The sequence below is a fragment of the Corallococcus interemptor genome (genome assembly GCF_003668875.1).
GTDB classification, from domain to species: domain Bacteria; phylum Myxococcota; class Myxococcia; order Myxococcales; family Myxococcaceae; genus Corallococcus; species Corallococcus interemptor.
Map to the genome: position 1 here is coordinate 1 of NZ_RAWM01000008.1, position 17,055 is coordinate 17,055.

The following is a 17,055-nucleotide window of genomic DNA, read 5'->3' on the forward strand; positions in this document are numbered from 1 at the left end:
GGCCCACCCAAGCCGCAGACGCTGCCGAGTGCCGTCTGGATCAACAACCCCGCCCGGTTGGCCAACTCACTGGAGGTTGCGCAGTAATCTCACGAACTCGCTGTCTCACTCACGTTGACAGGTTCCGTACATGCGCGACCCGCCGCCGCAGTTCATCGAAGGCCCGAAGTATCTATGCCCATGCGGCAAGGGCTCGCTCGTGTACTACCCGTTCGGGTTGGACGACCCTCTTCTGCGCTCGGCCACGAGCATTTGGATCTGCGAGAGCGAGTTCAAGGCACTGGCGCTGTGTCAGGCGGGGCTCGCGGCAGTTGCCATCCAAGGGGCTCAGAGCGGTGGTGATGGCAACGTGCGCTGGAACGCGAAGTGTGAGGGCAGGGACGAGCGCGTGCTTGCGCAGGGACTGAAGCGGCTCGCAGTCGCGGACAAGACCTTCATCATCTGCTTCGACTCCGACGTGGACACCAACGGGAACGTCCTCGCGGGCCTCCACCAACTCGGTGTGCTCCTTGTCGGAGAGAGTGCCACCGTCGAAGTCGCGTACCTGCCGTACGAGAAGAATGAAGAGAAGCTGGGGATCGACGATTACCTCGCCGTGTCTTCTCCGGACCGGGAGTGCCGTTTGGAGCTTCTTCAGGACTCGGTTCGACCGTTCAACGTGGCCGAGGCCCTGGACTGGCTGGAGGAGCGTTGGGACGACATGGACCGGAAGCAGCAGAAGCTCGAACTCGGTCGGGTTGCGAAGCTCGCGCGGCTCTTGCTCAAGAGGCATGACTTCAAACGGTGGCAGAGGGAGGCAAAGAAGAGGCTTGGAGGTATCGACGAGGACGAGATCGCGAAGCTCGCCCCGCCTGCCGAAGTGCTCACCGCCGAGGCTGCGTACACGAACTTCGGGACCGCGAAGCTCGTGGAGCACTGCGTCCCGGTGCTGAACAAGCGGTTCGCTCTCCTGCGGGCTGCAGATGGCACCGAACGCATCTTTTCGGTGAACGCCCGCCGGGAGGTGAACCTGCTCCACGGCGACGCGCCTCTGCGACAGGTTCTTCATGACCACTTGAAGGCTCTCTTCGGTCAGATCCCTCCGGACAAGCTTCTCGGCGACACGATCCTGCTCTGGAAGAAGGAATGCACGCGCCTCGCGGTCGAGCCGGAGCCGTTCTGCTTCGAGGGGGACGACCGGCTTTGCTTCAAACGCTTCGACTGGCAGCCCACTCAGGCCGCCTACCCGGCATGGAGTGAGTTCCTGGACCGGCTGAGCGACCGCGAGACGTTCATGGCCTATGTTTGGTCCTGCTTCGAGCCGAAGAACATGGGGCGCCAGTATCTCTGGCTCCGGGGTGAGGGGCAGGATGGGAAGTCGGTGGTGCTCGGCGTGTTAATGGCGGTGTTCGGTCCGGCTGCCACGGGCATCACGAACAGCCACTTGAAGGGCAACCAGTTCGTCTACAGCGCCTTCTACGGCAAGCGCCTCGCGGTCTACGCCGACTGCAAGAACCCCCGATTCGGCATGATGGAGATCGTCCGGAACCTCACGAGCGGCGATCACGTCCTGGTCGAGTACAAGGGCCGGACGCCTTTCTCGTACCCGCTCAAGACCAAGCTGTTCGTGGCCAGCAACCCGAAGCCGGAGATCAGCAGCCAGAACTCGGACCGCTCCCGGATGCTCTATATCGAGATCGCCGAGAGCAGGCGCAAGGACGACCCGACGTGGCGATCCCGGCTCATGGGCGAACTGCCGGGCTTCCTGTGGATGTGCAGGAACGTCTACCAAAGCCTGTGCTCGCATCATGGTGACCTGCCGCTGACGGACACCACGCGCACGCTCCAGGAGGAGCGTGCAGCCTCATTCGAGCAGAAGTTCCAGGACTTCTTCGACGAGAACTTCGTCGTCGCCCAGGGCGCGAAGCTCACGGCCAGCATCGTCTCGAAGCGAGCGCGCGCCGAGCACCTGAGCGACAACGAGCTCAGCGACTTCAAGCAATGGATGGAGCGCACCCATGGCATCAACTACCGGCGTACCAACTCCGAGCGGTATTACGAGAACCTGGCCGAGGGGAGGAATGAGCTACCACTCCCTCCGGAGGCGTTTCCACAGGTGCTGCGGGGACCGGTTCGCTGATGACGACCGTGACGGCCGGAGTGACAACCGCAGCCATTGAGGCTGTCACTCCGATCTCGCTCGGGTAGCGCGTCGGTGACACCCGTGACGACCCTTTGGTTGAGTCAGAAGAAGCAGAAGAGAAAAGGAACTGCCCCCTTCTTCTGGCCCGACCGAACCGGGGCGTCACCGGCCGTCACGAGCGCCGTGCTCCGCCACTGTAGTTACTGGGCCCTCGGCCCAATCAACACCTTCGACACCATCCTCTGGCTCTGGTGGGAACCATTCGAGATCGAGTCCATGACTGAGAACTTCAGCTACATCCGTACAGGCTCCTTGCTTGCTCAACCGGAACCACCCTCAGATATCATTCCTATCCCCATTCCAGTCTTTCGACCTGCCGTGCCTGTTAAAGACCATGAGTCCGCGCCCCTGGAATGCGCCATCCTCCAGGACCTAGCCGAGATCAAGCGCGAGGTTCGTGCGCTTCGTGCGCAATCGGCCACGCTGAACGCCCTGGCCATGCCGCTGGATCGAGCAGCGGAGATGCTCGGCTGCAAGCGGTCACAGGTCTTCAATCTACTGGCGCATGGCCGTTTGGATCGAGCACCAAAGGTCGGGCGGTCTGCGATGATCACCGTGGCGAGCATTGAGGCTCTGCTCTCGGAGGGCTTTCTACGGAAGGGCAACACACGGGCGCGCAGGCCCGACCAGCAGCCCAACTTGGTCCACGCTCAGGCACGGTCGCGAACTTGCGAGAAGAACGCGGAAGGAGTGGGACACGATCCGGGCCTCGCCATTCGTCAGCTCCGCTTTTAGCGAACTTCAGATAGGGACACGGGCACTAAGTCGCCCCGGGCAGGTGATTAATTCTTGGTCATGCTCTGAGGCACGCGCGATCTGAGTTGTCCCCTCATCTGAAGATTCCCCTCGGCGAACGTATGGGCAGCCGAGCAAGCAAGCTCTAAGAGAAAATCGCAAATGAGGGGATGCTTCAGACGCGCGACGGCTCCGCCAATCGCGGGAGCCTACGACTTCCTTTTCTTCTCCGTCGCGACAACTGATTGTGCGATCTCATTCAGTCCTGCCTGCACTTCGTCATGGCTGAGGTCCTGGTTGCGAGCCCTCTCCCAGAGCGCTTCCATGCGCTGCCCTACTTCGATGGGATAGCGAATGGAGTCCTGTCTGAAGTTGTCGAACAGGTACGGTTCCCCTCTCTTATTGCAGGGGCCGCCGATGGATATATGAAGGATCTCCCAGCCATCGGTAGTGCGCCTGATATGATAAGTGTCGTTGTGGCCCCAGCGTTTGCTATAGACGACGAAGGTGAAACTCGCCCCAATGGTCTGATCTTGCGACATGACTGTGCCTCCCAGCTTGATCTGGAGGAATTGGAGCAGTGTGATATCCGAAGGATGGCTGCCTCACCGAGACGTAAAGGCTTGGGCAAAGATCAGGACCAACCCTGTTCGACGTTTTCTCGAACGGTTGCTTCCGCTGTTTTCATGAGCTGTTCAATGGCATTGATGCCAGTGAGTGCAGTAATGTCTTGCTGCATTTCCAGCGTGACCCTGTAGTCGTAGGTCGCTTTGGAGCCGTCCGAGAACGTGGCGACGACAGGATCCCCGGCCGTGGTCTCTACCCAGACATGCGCGGCTCTGACATTCTTGTCGAATGCCGCCATGGTGACGAACTCACGCTCGCCAACCTTAAACGGCCGCCTTTTGAATACTTCCATTGTAGAACCTTTCAGTCTTCCACGTGCTGAGAGTAGACAAAAATAACCATGGGCCTCTAAACGACTGCTCACGATTCTTGATCGGTAGGTGGCGTCCGGGGCCGAAAACTCGGCCCCAGCGGCAGACCAGATGCCTGGGAGTTGCGACCTCTGGCTTGGTAATGATGGCTAGCTATTTGAACTGGAATCAATAGCGCTAGGGTTAATGCTTTGCTTGGCTCCCGCTGGTGCCTCCATTTCGGCAGTATGGAGGCTCGGCGCATCTGTGCTGACCAAATTTTTCGATAAAGGAGTAGGTGCCGAAGCCGCCGATGCGAGTCTCTTCTGCATCCGACGAGAGTGACGCCCTGCGATGATTCTTGCGGCTTCCTTGAGAAGTTGAGTGCTGTTTGTGTATCGCATTTGAAGGACGCGCGACAGTAGCTGGGAGATGGTTCTGAGATCCTCTGGCTTGAGACGCTCCACCCCGTGCACTGCATCGTTGCCTTTGAACTTGGTGGCGCGCAAAAGTTTCTCGTATTCGTCGGCGGCATCGCGAGACTCCACCTCGATGGCGGTCACGAACTTCTCGATACGCGCCTCAAAGGATAAATGTCTCTCCTCTTTCTTCTTGGTTGTTGTTTCTGTTCTTGGGATGCCTTGTTCGTCGAGAAAGAGTTCCACGATCTGTCGCAATGCGGCGCCACATGCGTTGTGGTCTGTCCAGAACAGTCTTGCTGCGCTTTGGGCTGCCTCGGTGATTGCTTTAGGCGTTGTGTTTGGTGTTTCGATTATTCCAGGACAAATTGACAGCCATCGAGGGCGATAGATGGTTATCCAGACTTGGCGCATTTCGCCATCGTCGGTTTCAATCCAGTCAATGTCGCCACTCCACTCTCCTGCCGCTGCCAGATAATTACTGCATTTGGGGCACGTGTAGGTTGCGGTGTAGTCTCCACCGTCATCGGTGGGATTGAAATCTCCTCGGCGAAATGCTGTATTTCGCTCCGGCGTCCGAAGGTCGATGGTTTTGATTGCAGATTTTTCGATGCCTGCCGTACATGTTGGGCAGGTCGACCAGTAGATGGGCAATGGGTGCCACACTTTAAAGCTAAATGCATTATTCATGTCTGTTTCCAGGTATGGGAGGTCGTGATTCCTGGGCATCTGGTCTGTCGCTGGGGCCGAGTTTTCGGCCCCGGACGCCACCTGCCGATCGAGAATCGTGAGCGGTCGTTTTGGGTGAAAGCAACTCGGGGAGAGAATTGCTTCAGCTCCCCCAGCACTCCGCCACCCAAGGCCTGTGGATTTCTGGTGGGTGCCGCGCTACTTCTTGGCGAAGAGCCCTCGGAGCCAATCGATGAAGCCGCTAAAGGCTGAGACCGCAGCTTGGGCGACTTCCTTCACGAATGGTCGAATGAGATCCATCAGGAAGTCGGTGATGGAGTTCGCCGCTATCTCTTCGTTCTTGATCTGCCACTGGCTGCGTTGATCGAGCCCTTGGCGCAAGCGCTTGATGTTCTCGTCATCGGAAAAGGACATGATCGTGCGCTCCTAGTTCCCGGCCGCCAGCTTCAGCAGATTAGGGTCCACGAGGGTGGTGAAGTCGGCGCAGTCTGCGCGCTCAAACAATGCCCACTGACGCTTACGGTCACAGGCATCAAGCATCGCATGGAAGAGGCGGTCCGTTTCGTATGCCTTCGTCGCCGAGTAGGGCACCACCCGTCCGGCCGGTAGGGGGCACGCGCGTCCCAGCTTCGCCTCGATATCTCGGGTGCGCGCATGAATGGACTCTTCCTGCTGCGCCGAGGGCAAGTTGATGAGCGAGTTCCACTCTCCAGGCTGAAGCAGGTCCACCTGATTGAGTCCGATGACCAAGTGCTTCGGGTTCAAGACGCTCTCATCCACCAGCACCTTCAACACGCGCTGAATGTTGGCGATGGCGCGGTTGTCGGCCTTGAACACCCACAGCACAACGTCCACGGTGGGGAGGACGCGCCGGTACGTGTCGAGGTGCACCTTGTCCGCCTCCGTGTCCTCACCGATGCCGGGCATGTCCACGACAACGATTTCTCCTTTGGAGCCGGTGTAGCGATACTCGTGCGCCTCCTGGGTGCAGGCTTCGGTGTGGCTCACCGGGCGCCCTGCATTGAAGAGGGCATTGATGGTCGTGGACTTGCCCACCCCCGTCTCGCCGATTAGCGCTACGCGTGGCGGCATTGCCGCCGCCTTCTCGGCCTCGACCCTCAAGAACCGCATCTGGTCGCGTGTGATGCCCAGCGCTCGCAGCGGCAGAGGCACTTCCTCGCCGGACAGCAAATCGAGGAATCTCTGAATCAAACGCATAGCTCCTCCGGGGCTCCCGAGGAGCCAGTAGGTCCAAAGTCAAAGCCACCGGGCGGCATGCTCGCTGGCACGCCAACGTAAGAGTGGTCAGAACACTGTCAAGGCAACCAAAGGACCATGTGGTGTCTCATTCGGACTGAAGCGCCTGGGCCTGTACGATGCGCAGCGTCACTGGATCCGCTGGATGCTCCAGGCAGATGGGGACGACGTACATTGGCGGCACCGTGGCGCTGACGTAGTGGAGGGCCGTGGTCCGCGTACTGCTATGGTTGAGCGCCTGGGCGACGGCTTCCAGGGAGAGGCCGCCGCCCTGCGGGTTGTAGAGGCTGCCTCGCTCGACCAGCCACGTTGCGAAGCTGTGCCGGATCGCGCCGAAGTGGACGAACTCCAGGCCCGTGCGCGCGCACACGCGCTCCACGGCCTCGCGGATGGTCTGCCGATCCGGCGCTGAGCCCCGGGCTTGGAGACGCTGGGCGGCGGCGAGCCCCTGCGCATCGAGCGACAAGGTGAACCGCTTCCCGGTCTTGTGCTTGAACGTGACAGTGGCGGCGATCTCGCCCTGGTCCTTCAGCACCGTGATCTTGCCGTCACCGCTCGCGAGCCGGTCCACCTCGGTGCCGTGCATCCCGGTCTTGGCCTGGAGGCACAGCACGTCGCGGAGCGCCTGCGAGCCGAGGGCTGCGTAGAGCTTCTGGACGTGCTCGATGCTGTAGCCCTTGAGTTCGTGGTTCCGGCGGGCAGGGGGGACCTTCAGGAAGCGCCCGGGATTCACCATCGGGTCCAGCTCGCCCGCGTCCTGGAGGAACGAGGTGAAGGACTTGAAGACGATGATTCGCCACTTCTTGCCGGTGTCCCAGGTGGCCAGGGTCTTCTTCAACGCCGGTCCGGTCACCGCGCGCAGGTCCTTGTCCGCGAGCGCCGTTGCCCACGCGGCCAAGTAGCTGCGTGTGCTCTTCAGGTACTCGTCGGACCTGCCGCTGGCCTTCAGGTGCTGGAGGAACCGCCGGGCACGATCCTCGTCCAGGAACACCGCCTGCGCGGCGTCCTCCTGGGCCTGCTGGGCCTCGTCCTGGCGCTCCTGGCTCGCGGTCCGGTACGCGGCCGGGTTGCGGCGGAAGGCCGCCAGCTCGGCCAGTGCCTCGGCCTCGCTCCGCACGTCCAGCGTGACGTTGTGCGCGACCCCGGCGACGGTCTTGCGGATGATCCAGCGCGTGCTTCCGTCGGTGGCCGTGTACGTGCGGCCCCCGATCCACTTCCCACTCCACTTCGGCATACGCGGCCCCGTACCCCCTCATTTGGGTAGAACTTGGGTACGAGAAGTAAGGGAGGGCAGGGCGCCTCGCAACCCGATCAGGGCCGCGTCAGAAAACCCCAAGGAAAACATGGCGGTAGGGCACGGGAATCGAACTCGCCAGGGACTGCTCTCGCAGCCCCTCACCGGTTTTGAAGACCGGGCCGGCCACCAGGTCCGGAGGCCCTACCGCTTCTGATTACCGCTGCTCCGCGCCGCTCCGTCAACCACCGTCACGGCTTGCGCGCGAAGACCACGGCGTACTCGTCGCAGTTGAACAGCGCGGGCCACTGCAACTGCTCCGGTGTCATCCGCATCGCCTTGTGCACGTCCGCTCGCACCTGGTGCAGGGACGTGCTCCCCGGACTTCGCTCCAGCTGAGTCATTCCCCGCAGCGCCACCAGTGCCGTGTTCACCGCCGGGTACACGTCGTCGGCAATCGACTCCACCTTCACGTCCTGGAACCCCGCCCGCCGCAGCTCCTCCCGGTAGCGCTCCGTGGACCAGACGTTCTCCTCCGGAAACGCAATCAGCCCCCTCCAGTACCGGTAGCGCAGCTTGGCCCGCAGCCCCGCGCCCGATTCGCGGTCCGTCTTCTGCGCCATGTCCGCCATCACCAGCCGGCCTCCCGGCTTCAACACCCGGAACGCCTCGCGCAGGAAGTCCTGCCGCGTCCGGAAGTGCATCGCGGACTCCAGCGCGAACACCACGTCGAACGCTCCCGCCCCCGGCAGCGCCGTCGCGCTCCCCACCTCCAGCCGCACCACTTGCTCCAGCCCCGTCAGCTTCACCCGCTCCCGGCCCACCCGGACCTGGTTCGGCGTGATGTTCACCCCGAGGATGCTCGCGGGCTTGAACTCCTCCGCCCACAGCAGGTCCTGATCCGCGTACCCGAAGCCGCAGTCCAACACCGCGTCCCCGGGTCCCAGATTCGCCGTCCTCGCGAGCAGGCGCGCCATTTCCGCCTGCGCGGACCGGAAGAGCTCTCCCACGCGCTCGACGTTGGTGTCGTCCACGCGCTCCACGTGCTTCCAGTAGCCCAGGTTGATCCAGAAGGGCTCCCGGCCCGTCGTCACCTGGATGTCCTGCGGCGTGGGCATCCCCGCCACCCAGGCTCCCGTCTCCTTCGTGTAGAAGCGCTCCGGGTCCGCCAGGAACGCACTCTTCAGCCGCGTCGCCACCTGCCTCACGTTCAGCATCCCTTGCCTCCTTGGCCTTCCTACCGGGGACCTCGACCCTAGCCTTTGTCACGGCGATTCCGGGCCTGGCCCGCCTGTCGGTTTTCACTGGTGAAAGGAGAGGGGATGCCCGGCTGCTGTCCCGGGGGGCGTCTTGCCCGGCGCGTCATCCGGGCTCCATGATGAGCGCTCTTTTCCACCATGCGCCGAACCTTCCGTCCCGCCCTCCTGACACCGGGTCTCCTTCCGGCGTTCATCCTGCTGTGTGTGTCGTTGGGCGCCGGGTCCGCGCGCGCAGCGCCGTCCGCCTTGCCCTTCCACGTCGGGCCTCCCGCCGCATGGGTGAAGCCGCTCCCCATTCCCGCGGACCCCGGCCCCATGCCCGCGGGGGAAGAGGAGACCAGCGTCCTGCGCCTGCTGAACGAGGAACAGGTGCGCGTGTCTGGCCATTCGCGCGTGCAGTACCGGCACTCGGCCCGGAAGGTCCTGTCTCCGCAGGGCATCGACCGCGTCACGGACATCCAGATCCACTTCGATCCGTCCTACGAGACGCTCACCGTCCACGGCATCTGGCGCATCCGCGACGGTCGCCGCGAGGACGTCTTCCAGCCCGCCGGCGCCCGCGTCATCCAGCAGGAGAGCGAACTCCAGAACCGCCTCTACAACGGCACCCTCTCCGTGGTGCCCTTCCTGCGCGACGTGCGCGTCGGCGACACCGTGGAGGTCGCGTACTCGCTCGAAGGCGCCAACCCCGTCTTCGGCGGGCGCTTCTCCGACGTCGTCGCCGTGGGCCAGCCGTACCCCGTGGTCCACTTCGCCTACCGGCTGCTGTGGCCGGAAGGCCGCCCGCTCTTCATCCGGGAGTTCGCCGAGCCGGGCGTGAAGCACTCGGAGTCGGTGACGAACGGCGAGCGCGAAGTCGTCCTGGAGCGCCGCGACGTGCCCGCCGTCCGCTCCGAGGACAAGGTCCCCAGCTGGCAGCACGTCTACCCCTGGGTCCAGCTCAGCGAATACAAGGACTGGAACGAGGTCGCGCGCTGGGCCTCGACGCTCTTCCAGGTCCCCGCGAACTCGAAGGCGCTGGAGCAGGAGATGGCCCGGCTCGCGAAGGAGCCCACGCCCGAGGCGCGCTTCTTCGCCGCGCTGCGCTTCGTCCAGGACGAGGTCCGCTACCTGGGCATCGAGATGGGCCCCAACTCCCACCAGCCGCATCCGCCCGACGAGGTGCTGGAGCGCCGCTTCGGCGACTGCAAGGACAAGTCCCTGCTGCTGGTGACGCTGCTCAAGGGGCTGGGCATCGAAGCGCAGCCGGTGCTCGTGGACACGGAGACCCGCCAGGCCCTGGATGAATGGCTCCCCACCGCCATCGCGTTCGACCATGCCATCGTCCACGCCACCGTGGCTGGTCGCGAGCTGTGGGTGGATCCCACCGCGACGCTGGAGCGAGGCGGGCTCGACAGCTACGAGCCGCCTCCCTACGCCCGGGCCCTCATCGTCGCCCCGGACACGAAGGCGCTCACCGTCATTCCCTCGCCGGCCCTGGCGGAGCCCTCCGTCTTCGTGGACGAGACCTACGTCGCGCAGGACCGTGACGCGCCGGCGACGCTCGAGGTCGTCACCACCCGCACGGGCGAGTCCGCCAACTCCATGCGCCGCATGCTCGCGGGCGTGTCCGTGGCGGAGCTGTCCCGCTACTACGTCAACTACTACGCCAAGACGGACGCGAAGCTGGCCGTCGTGAAGCCCATGACGGTGGACGACGATCCGGTGAAGAACGTGCTCGTCCTGCGCGAGCACTACCGCATCGAGGGCTTCTGGTCCTCCAAGGGCGAGCGCGACTTCAGCGCCCACTCCCTCCACCAGTACCTCTCCGAGCCCGGCTTCTCCCGCCGCGCCTTCCCGCTGGAGGTGGAGCACCCCGTCTTCGCCCGCCACCGCATCACGTTCCAGTCGGACGAGCCCCTGAACATCACCTCCGACCATGAGCTCGTCGAAGGTCCCGCCTTCCACTTCGAGTCCGACACCCGCGCCGACGGGAAGACCCTGGTGCTGGACTACCGCTACCGCAGCGTCGCGGATTCCGTGCCGCCGGAGCGCATCGCGGAGCACCTGAAGGCGGTGCACGACGCGGAGGAGCAGGGCGGCTATGGCCTCCGGCTCCGCGGAGGCAGCGCCCGGCTCCAGCGGTCCGCGCCGCCCTCCACGAAAGGGGGCCTGGCCCTCCTGGGTGTCATCGCCGGCTGCGCCTTCCTCTGGTTCATCATCTCGCAGGGCACCCCCGCGGAGCTCTGGCGCAAGGGCCGCGCCTGGGGCCGCCGCCGCGCCTTCGCGCGCAAGTTCGACGGCGACTCCCAGGGCGACAGCGCTGGAGCCGCCATCCCCGTCGCCAGCGCGCATGAGCTGCTGGCCACGATCAGCCGCCTGCGCTGCGCCTGTGGGACCAGCAGCGAGTGCGAATGGGAGGCGCTCCGCCACGAGGCCGTCATCCTGGGCGAGCGCCACCTCACCCTGGTGCAGTGGCAGTGCCCCGCCTGCGCCCGAGCCCGCCGCGCCTACTTCGAGGACAAGGGCACGACGCGCGCCGCCTGAAACTTACTCGCAGATGCCCGGGCAGTCCGCGCTGCCTCCGGGCTGGCACGTGTCGGTCGGATCATCCACGCAGGTGTTCCCCGACACGTTGCCCGCGCAGCCTCCGAAGAGCCCGCCGCAGCACTCGACCCAGCCCTCCGGCACGTCACACGGCGTCGGGAAGGACTTGCACGTCTCTGTGTCGGACCGCGCGAACACCACCACCTGCGGACACGTGCGCGGCCCTTCTTCGCCGTCACCCAGGCAGCCCGTCAGACCCAGCACCGACATCAGCCCCAGCCTCATCCATGCACGCATGGCGCGCATCAGGGCAGGGGAGACGCGCGCTAGTCCAGTCCCCGCTCCCACAGGTCGTCTTCATCCAGACCCATCAGGTGACCCACCTCGTGCATCACCGTGATGCCGATCTGTTCGATCAGCTCCTCGCGGGTGCGCGCGAAGCGCTCCAGGTTCTTCTGGTACAGCACGATGGCGGGCGGGAAGTGATCCGCCGCGTCCATCACGCTGCGCTCGCCCACGGGCGTGCCCCGGAACACTCCCAGGATGCACGGCGACAGTGGCGGCTGCTGACCCAGCAGGTCCTCGTCCGAGGGCAGGTCCTCCACCGCCAGCGTCACGTTGTCCATGTACTGCTTCACCTGCGAGGGCAGGGCGCGCATCGCGTCCTCCACCGCGCGGTCGAACGCGGCCTCCTCCAGCGCCACCGGGGGCGGCAGCTCCTCCGGGGCCAGCGCCTGCGCCCGCGCGAAGCGCTTCTTCGCCTCCTTCGCGTCCTTGCGCCGCTCCGCGATGAGCCCCAGGTAGTGGTGCGCCCAGGCCTCGTCCGGCGCGTCCTTCAGCACCCGCTCGAAGGCCTCCTGCGCGGGCTGGAAGCGGCAGAGCTCGAACAGCGCGATGCCCCGCTCCAGCTGCGCGTCCGGCGAGCGCGGCATGTGCGTCAGCGCCTGGTCCAGGCTCTTGAGCGCGGACTCGCACTCACCCAGCTGGTTGAGCCCCATGCCCTCCAGGAGGAGGAACTCGTAGACGAGCTCCACGTCGTCGGCCTTCTGCGCCAATTTGCGCCCGCGGCCGCACCACTCCAGCCCCTCCTCCACGGCCTCGCGGTCCTCACCGGTGCGGCAGACGAGGAACTCCGCTGCGCCAAAAAGAATCTCCAGGTCTTCCGGGGCTCGCTTCAGGGCGGCGCCGTAGGCCTTGCCGGCGTCCTCCAGGCGGCCCACCTCCACCAGCGCGGCGGCCCGGTAGTGCAGGGCCTCTGGTGAGTCCGGGACGTCCCGGAGCAGGGCGTCGGCGCTGGCGAGCGCGGCCTCGAAATCCCTCGCCTCGAAGGCGTCCGCCACCCCGTCCAGCCGCGCGTCCACGTCCCGCGCCTCCCCTTGGTTCGCCATGCGCTTCGCCATACGGGCCGGCAGCTAAGAAGCCGCCCTTCGCGTTGTCAACGACCGGCGTCGCTGTTACCTTCCAGCGCCCCGTTTTGGCCCGAACCCCGTGAACATCCTGGTCGTCGACGACGATTACGAGCTGTGCACCATGCTCTCTCGCTACCTGGAGATGCATGGCTACACCGTGTTCTCGGCGTCGGATGCGCTCCAGGCGCTGGACATCATGGAGCGTCATCCCGTGGGGCTGGTCATCACCGACTACCTGATGCCCCACCTGGACGGCATCCACTTCACGGAGATGCTGAAGGCGGACCCCCGCTTCCAGAACATCTCCGTCCTGATGATGACCGCCAGCACGGACGCCAACATCTCCGACCGCGGCCTGCGCAAGGGTGTCGCCATCACCCTGCAGAAGCCCCTGGACATGGGGCAATTGCTCAACCTCGTGCGCTTCGCGGAGTAGGGCCTTCCTGGAGGCCCCGGGCCCCCCGTCCGGGCGGGCTGGAAGGCGTCCTCAGGCCCACACGCCTGCCCCTTTCCGTTGACATCGTCGATGCGGCCCTTATGTTGGCGCTCGACATGGCCGAGTGCTAACGGCCACCCCCATTCGCAGTAGATTCCCCAGGTATTTCAGGAGGTTACGATGGCAGCGAAGGAAATCTTCTTCCACCAGTCCGCGCGCGATTCCATCCTGCGCGGTGTCCGGATTCTCGCGGACGCGGTCGCGGTGACGCTCGGTCCCAAGGGCCGCAACGTGGTCATCGAGAAGAGCTTCGGCTCGCCCACCATCACCAAGGACGGCGTCACCGTCGCCAAGGAGATCGATCTCGAGAACCGCTTCGAGAACATGGGCGCGCAGATGGTGAAGGAGGTCGCGTCCAAGACCTCCGACAAGGCCGGCGACGGCACCACGACGGCGACCGTGCTCGCGCGCGCCATCTATGAGGAGGGCCTGAAGCTGGTGGCCGCCGGCCACAGCCCCATGGACCTCAAGCGCGGCATCGACAAGGCGGTGGAGGTGGTGGTGGCGGAGCTGAAGAAGCTCTCCAAGCCCACGTCCGACAAGCAGGCCATCGCGCAGGTGGGCACCATCTCCGCGAACGGTGACGAGACCATCGGCACCATCATCGCGGACGCGATGGAGAAGGTGGGCAAGGAGGGCGTCATCACCGTCGAGGAGGCCAAGGGCCTGGAGACGACGCTCGACGTGGTGGAGGGCATGCAGTTCGACCGCGGCTACGTGTCGCCGTACTTCGTCACGAACCGCGACCGCATGGAGGTCGTCCACGAGGACCCCTACATCCTCATCAGCGAGAAGAAGGTCTCGTCGATGCAGGACATGATCCCCTTGCTGGAGCAGGTGGCGCGCGCGGGCAAGCCGCTGCTCATCATCGCGGACGACATCGAGGGCGAGGCCCTGGCCACCCTGGTGGTGAACAAGATCCGCGGCGTGCTGAACGTGGCCGCGGTGAAGGCGCCGGGCTTCGGTGACCGCCGCAAGGAGATGCTCAAGGACATCGCCACGCTGACGGGCGGCATGGTGGTGAGCGAGGAGCTGGGTCACAAGTACGAGAACCTGACGCTCAACGACCTGGGCCGCGCCAAGCGCATCACGGTGGACAAGGACAACACCACCATCGTGGACGGTGCCGGCCAGAAGGCGGACATCGAGGGCCGCATCAAGCTCATCCGCACCCAGATCGAGACGGTCACCAGCGACTACGACCGCGAGAAGCTCCAGGAGCGCATGGCGAAGCTCGTGGGCGGCGTGGCGGTCATCAACGTCGGCGCGGCGACCGAAGTGGAGATGAAGGAGAAGAAGGCCCGCGTGGAGGACGCGCTGCACGCGACCCGCGCGGCCGTCGAAGAGGGCATCGTCCCCGGCGGCGGCGTGGCCTACATCCGCAGCCTCAAGGCGCTGGACGGCCTGAAGCTGGGCGGCGAGCAGGACTTCGGCGTGGACATCATCCGCAAGGCGCTGCAGGAGCCCCTGCGCAAGATCTCCAGCAACGCCGGCGTCGAGGGCGCCGTCGTCATCAACAAGGTCAAGGACGGCACCGGCGCGTTCGGCTTCAACGCCCGCACGGAGACCTACGAGGACCTGGAGAAGGCCGGCGTCATCGACCCGACGAAGGTCGAGCGCACCGCGCTGCAGAACGCCGCCTCCGTGGCGTCCCTGCTGCTCACCACCGAGGCGATGATCGCCGAGCGCCCGAAGAAGAAGGCCAAGGGCGGCGCGGGCGGCGGCGCCATGCCGGAGTACGGCGGCGACGACATGGACTACTGAGCCGGCGTGACGGCTCGGTAGCACCGTAGGGTTTCTTCCGGCCCCGTGGGCCTCGCGAGAGCGGGGCACCCGGGGCCGGAGTCTTTTTCAGGAAGCGGCCTTCTTGAAGGCCAGGCCCAGCTCACGGCTGAGGGCCGTGGTGTCGGAGAGCAGCTTGGGCAGGCACGCGGCGGCCCCGGCGCGCAGCGACGCCAGCGCCGTCTCCATGGTGAGGTGCTCCGCCAGGACGACGAAGGGCGCGCCCTGGCTCAGGCCCCGGGCCAGCTCCAGCGCCTTCTTGCCGTAGGCCGGCGCGAAGTCCCACGACACCACCACGCCCACGGGCGGCTCCATCGCGGCGGCCTCCGCGCTCGCGACGATGCGCGCCTCCAGGCCCAGCAGGGTCAGCGCCTCCGAGATCAGCCGCGCGGTGGCCGGGTTGTCCTCCAGCACGTCCACCCGGCGCATGGCGGCGCTGGGGGCCGGAGCGGGCGGCGCGGCCGGCGTGTACAGCGCCTGCCGCAACAACGCGCGCACCTGGCGGATGTCGTCGAAGGGCTTGAGCAGGTAGTCCACCACGCCCAGCTGCAGCGCCTGCTGCGTCGTCACCAGCGAGGGGTAGCCCGTCATCAGGATGACGCGCGACGCGGGGTCCAGCTTGCGCGCGTGCTGGGCCAGCTCCAGGCCGGACAGCCCGGGCAGGTTCTTGTCCGTGACGATGAGGTCCACGGGCGACGCACGCAGGATCTCGAGCGCGGCCTCGCCCGTGGCCGCTTCGATGACTTCACACTCCTTGTCCATCAGGTCCTTGAAGACCATCCGGATGATGCCCTCGTCGTCCACCACCAAGAGGCGCTTGCGCGGCGGTCGGGGCGCGTCCGTGGGCGGGAAGAGCACGCGGAACACCGTGGCGGGCGGCGGCACCTCGCGCAGCGTCGTGGGCGGCACCAGGGCAATCTGCGCGTGGTGCTCCTGCGCGATGCGGCGACAGACGGCGAGCCCCAGCCCCGTGCCTCGTTTGCTGGCGGAGACGTAGGGCTCGAAGATGCGTGTCTTGAGCTCGTCCGGGATGCCCGGGCCCCAGTCGGACACGTAGAGGGCCGCGGACGCGCCCTCGCGCGCGAGCGTCACCTTCACTCGGCCCCGGCCAGACATGGCGTCGCGCGCGTTGTTGAGCAGGTTGAGCGTGAGCTGCTCAATCAGCCGCGCGTTGCCCTGGATGGTGAGGTCCTCGGGGGCCTCCACCTCCAGCGAGATGCGCGCCGAGTCCGGGTTGACGCTGAACACCTTCGCCGCCGCCCAGATGGGCGCGGCCAGGGACAGCCGCTGCTGCGGGGCCGGCCGCTCGCTGGCCAGGCGGATGAAGTCGGAGACGATCTGCTCCATCCGCTCCACCTGCGCGAGCAGCAGCTTCAACGGACCGCTGGAGCCGCCTTCCTCCGCGAGCAATTGGGCGTAGGCCTTGGCGCCCAGGAGCGGCTGGCGCAGCTCGTGGAGGACCTCCGCGGCGACCTGGTGGGTGTGGGCGTTGGCACGCTGCAGGGCCACGGCCGCGAGCCGGGCCTTGTCCAGGTCCCCCGCGTCCAGGGCCTGGAGCAGCTGCGCGAGCGGCGAGGGGGTCTCCATGCGCGGGAGCATGGCGGAGGCGGGTGTTCACACGCAACGCACCCCCGGCGGGATTCGGTTGACCCCGCCCGCGAGCGAACGGATGCTCGCGACCGCCCTCCAGCCGGGCCTGACGGGACGCATGTTGCCCGCTCGCCTGCTGGGGACTCTCCCTGTCGCAGAGGCCCCCATGCCGCAGACGAACCCGTTCCACTCGCTGGTGCCCCGGAAGCTGACGGACTCCGAACTGGCCCGCTCCATCCGGCTCAACATCGAGGCGGAGCTGGACGCCATCAACCTCTACGCCGCGCACCTGGACGCGACGGACAACGAGGAGGCGAAGGCCATCCTGCGCCACGTCATGGACGAGGAGCGCGAGCACGCCGCCCTGTTCTGGCAGCTCATCGCCCGGTTGGATCCGGAGCAGGCCCAGCACGACCGCGAGGCGTCCCAGAAGTACCGCCTCATCACCACCGGCGCGTCCCACGAAGAGGTGGAGGCGGTCAGCGAGGGCGGTGGCGGCGAGCCCGCGGAGGTGGAGCTGCCCAAGCGCCTCACCGTGGGCAGCCTGCGCAAGTAGCGC

General features: G+C 65.7%; 16 protein-coding genes and 1 tRNA gene. 6 read left to right on the forward strand and 11 right to left on the reverse strand.

Translation table 11 applies throughout. The features are described from left to right. Nucleotides 1-130 precede the first annotated feature (130 nt). On the forward strand, nt 131-2,119 hold the full coding sequence (locus tag D7X96_RS04720; protein WP_121769088.1) for a DUF3854 domain-containing protein: 1,989 nt from the start codon (nt 131-133) through the stop codon (nt 2,117-2,119). Nucleotides 2,120-2,218: 99 nt separating this feature from the next. Continuing rightward, entirely contained in the window at nt 2,219-2,917 is a 699-nt protein-coding gene (locus D7X96_RS39480) for a hypothetical protein (RefSeq protein ID WP_147468227.1), read from the forward strand. Nucleotides 2,918-3,126: 209 nt separating this feature from the next. Here the strand turns inward: D7X96_RS39480 and D7X96_RS04725 are convergent, their stop codons facing one another. The 8 genes from D7X96_RS04725 to D7X96_RS04760 all read right to left on the reverse strand — a co-directional run bounded on the left by D7X96_RS04725 (nt 3,127) and on the right by D7X96_RS04760 (nt 8,651). Next, nucleotides 3,127-3,459, reverse strand: a complete 333-nt coding sequence (locus D7X96_RS04725) for a hypothetical protein (RefSeq protein WP_121769089.1) — start codon at nt 3,457-3,459, stop codon at nt 3,127-3,129. A 92-nt stretch (nt 3,460-3,551) separates the two neighbouring features. Beyond that, nucleotides 3,552-3,782, reverse strand: coding sequence for a hypothetical protein (locus tag D7X96_RS04730; protein WP_147468228.1), 231 nt, complete (start codon nt 3,780-3,782; stop codon nt 3,552-3,554). Between the two features lie 222 nt (nt 3,783-4,004). Continuing rightward, nucleotides 4,005-4,943, reverse strand: a complete 939-nt coding sequence (locus D7X96_RS04735) for a DUF4145 domain-containing protein (protein ID WP_158626549.1) — start codon at nt 4,941-4,943, stop codon at nt 4,005-4,007. 198 nt (nt 4,944-5,141) lie between these two features. Continuing rightward, the gene (locus tag D7X96_RS04740; RefSeq protein ID WP_121769092.1) at nt 5,142-5,357 is read right to left on the reverse strand and encodes a hypothetical protein; all 216 of its coding nucleotides are present in this window, start codon (nt 5,355-5,357) and stop codon (nt 5,142-5,144) included. A 12-nt stretch (nt 5,358-5,369) separates the two neighbouring features. Further along, a complete protein-coding gene (locus D7X96_RS04745) occupies nt 5,370-6,155 on the reverse strand; it encodes a GTPase family protein (RefSeq protein ID WP_158626550.1) in 786 nt (261 codons plus the stop codon). A 133-nt stretch (nt 6,156-6,288) separates the two neighbouring features. After that, nucleotides 6,289-7,434, reverse strand: a complete 1,146-nt coding sequence (locus D7X96_RS04750) for a tyrosine-type recombinase/integrase (protein WP_121769094.1) — start codon at nt 7,432-7,434, stop codon at nt 6,289-6,291. Between the two features lie 110 nt (nt 7,435-7,544). After that, nucleotides 7,545-7,643: transfer RNA gene (locus tag D7X96_RS04755), tRNA-Sec, on the reverse strand. A 42-nt stretch (nt 7,644-7,685) separates the two neighbouring features. Further along, a complete protein-coding gene (locus tag D7X96_RS04760; RefSeq protein WP_121769095.1) occupies nt 7,686-8,651 on the reverse strand; it encodes a methyltransferase domain-containing protein in 966 nt (321 codons plus the stop codon). A 357-nt stretch (nt 8,652-9,008) separates the two neighbouring features. On the opposite strand from D7X96_RS04760, the gene D7X96_RS04765 reads away from it, so the two are divergent. Then, nucleotides 9,009-11,219 (forward strand): DUF3857 domain-containing protein, encoded by a 2,211-nt coding sequence (locus D7X96_RS04765; RefSeq protein ID WP_158626551.1) that lies wholly within the window; start codon nt 9,009-9,011, stop codon nt 11,217-11,219. A gap of 3 nt (nt 11,220-11,222) precedes the next feature. Here the strand turns inward: D7X96_RS04765 and D7X96_RS04770 are convergent, their stop codons facing one another. Both D7X96_RS04770 and D7X96_RS04775 read right to left on the reverse strand, forming a co-directional pair. Continuing rightward, nucleotides 11,223-11,489: a hypothetical protein gene (locus tag D7X96_RS04770; protein ID WP_244219445.1), complete on the reverse strand. Its 267-nt coding sequence runs from the start codon at nt 11,487-11,489 to the stop codon at nt 11,223-11,225. A gap of 56 nt (nt 11,490-11,545) precedes the next feature. Beyond that, the gene (locus D7X96_RS04775; RefSeq protein WP_233609474.1) at nt 11,546-12,607 is read right to left on the reverse strand and encodes a metallopeptidase family protein; all 1,062 of its coding nucleotides are present in this window, start codon (nt 12,605-12,607) and stop codon (nt 11,546-11,548) included. Nucleotides 12,608-12,707: 100 nt separating this feature from the next. Between D7X96_RS04775 and D7X96_RS04780 the strand changes: the two genes are divergently transcribed. Next, nucleotides 12,708-13,064, forward strand: coding sequence for a response regulator (locus tag D7X96_RS04780; RefSeq protein WP_120546639.1), 357 nt, complete (start codon nt 12,708-12,710; stop codon nt 13,062-13,064). Nucleotides 13,065-13,244: 180 nt separating this feature from the next. Then, nucleotides 13,245-14,888 (forward strand): chaperonin GroEL, encoded by a 1,644-nt coding sequence (gene groL / locus D7X96_RS04785; RefSeq protein ID WP_120546638.1) that lies wholly within the window; start codon nt 13,245-13,247, stop codon nt 14,886-14,888. An 87-nt stretch (nt 14,889-14,975) separates the two neighbouring features. Here groL and sinK read toward each other — a convergent pair whose 3' ends face one another. Continuing rightward, nucleotides 14,976-16,493: a hybrid histidine protein kinase/response regulator SinK gene (sinK, locus tag D7X96_RS04790; RefSeq protein ID WP_158626552.1), complete on the reverse strand. Its 1,518-nt coding sequence runs from the start codon at nt 16,491-16,493 to the stop codon at nt 14,976-14,978. Between the two features lie 169 nt (nt 16,494-16,662). Here sinK and D7X96_RS04795 point away from each other — a divergent pair, with 169 nt between their 5' ends. Then, entirely contained in the window at nt 16,663-17,052 is a 390-nt protein-coding gene (locus D7X96_RS04795) for a demethoxyubiquinone hydroxylase family protein (RefSeq protein ID WP_121722020.1), read from the forward strand. The last annotated feature ends 3 nt before the right edge of the window (nt 17,053-17,055 follow it).

Bases quoted from the DNA above. Each gene is read 5' to 3' on its own strand.
- D7X96_RS04720 (WP_121769088.1), top strand. From the start codon at position 131: ATGCGCGACCCGCCGCCGCAGTTCATCGAAGGCCCGAAGTATCTATGC.
- D7X96_RS04725 (WP_121769089.1), bottom strand. From the start codon at position 3,459: ATGTCGCAAGATCAGACCATTGGGGCGAGTTTCACCTTCGTCGTCTAT.
- D7X96_RS04730 (WP_147468228.1), bottom strand. From the start codon at position 3,782: ATGGCGGCATTCGACAAGAATGTCAGAGCCGCGCATGTCTGGGTAGAG.
- D7X96_RS04735 (WP_158626549.1), bottom strand. From the start codon at position 4,943: ATGAATAATGCATTTAGCTTTAAAGTGTGGCACCCATTGCCCATCTAC.
- D7X96_RS04740 (WP_121769092.1), bottom strand. From the start codon at position 5,357: ATGTCCTTTTCCGATGACGAGAACATCAAGCGCTTGCGCCAAGGGCTC.
- D7X96_RS04750 (WP_121769094.1), bottom strand. From the start codon at position 7,434: ATGCCGAAGTGGAGTGGGAAGTGGATCGGGGGCCGCACGTACACGGCC.
- D7X96_RS04760 (WP_121769095.1), bottom strand. From the start codon at position 8,651: ATGCTGAACGTGAGGCAGGTGGCGACGCGGCTGAAGAGTGCGTTCCTG.
- D7X96_RS04765 (WP_158626551.1), top strand. From the start codon at position 9,009: ATGCCCGCGGGGGAAGAGGAGACCAGCGTCCTGCGCCTGCTGAACGAG.
- D7X96_RS04770 (WP_244219445.1), bottom strand. From the start codon at position 11,489: ATGTCGGTGCTGGGTCTGACGGGCTGCCTGGGTGACGGCGAAGAAGGG.
- D7X96_RS04775 (WP_233609474.1), bottom strand. From the start codon at position 12,607: ATGGCGAACCAAGGGGAGGCGCGGGACGTGGACGCGCGGCTGGACGGG.
- groL (WP_120546638.1), top strand. From the start codon at position 13,245: ATGGCAGCGAAGGAAATCTTCTTCCACCAGTCCGCGCGCGATTCCATC.
- sinK (WP_158626552.1), bottom strand. From the start codon at position 16,493: ATGGAGACCCCCTCGCCGCTCGCGCAGCTGCTCCAGGCCCTGGACGCG.
- D7X96_RS04795 (WP_121722020.1), top strand. From the start codon at position 16,663: ATGCCGCAGACGAACCCGTTCCACTCGCTGGTGCCCCGGAAGCTGACG.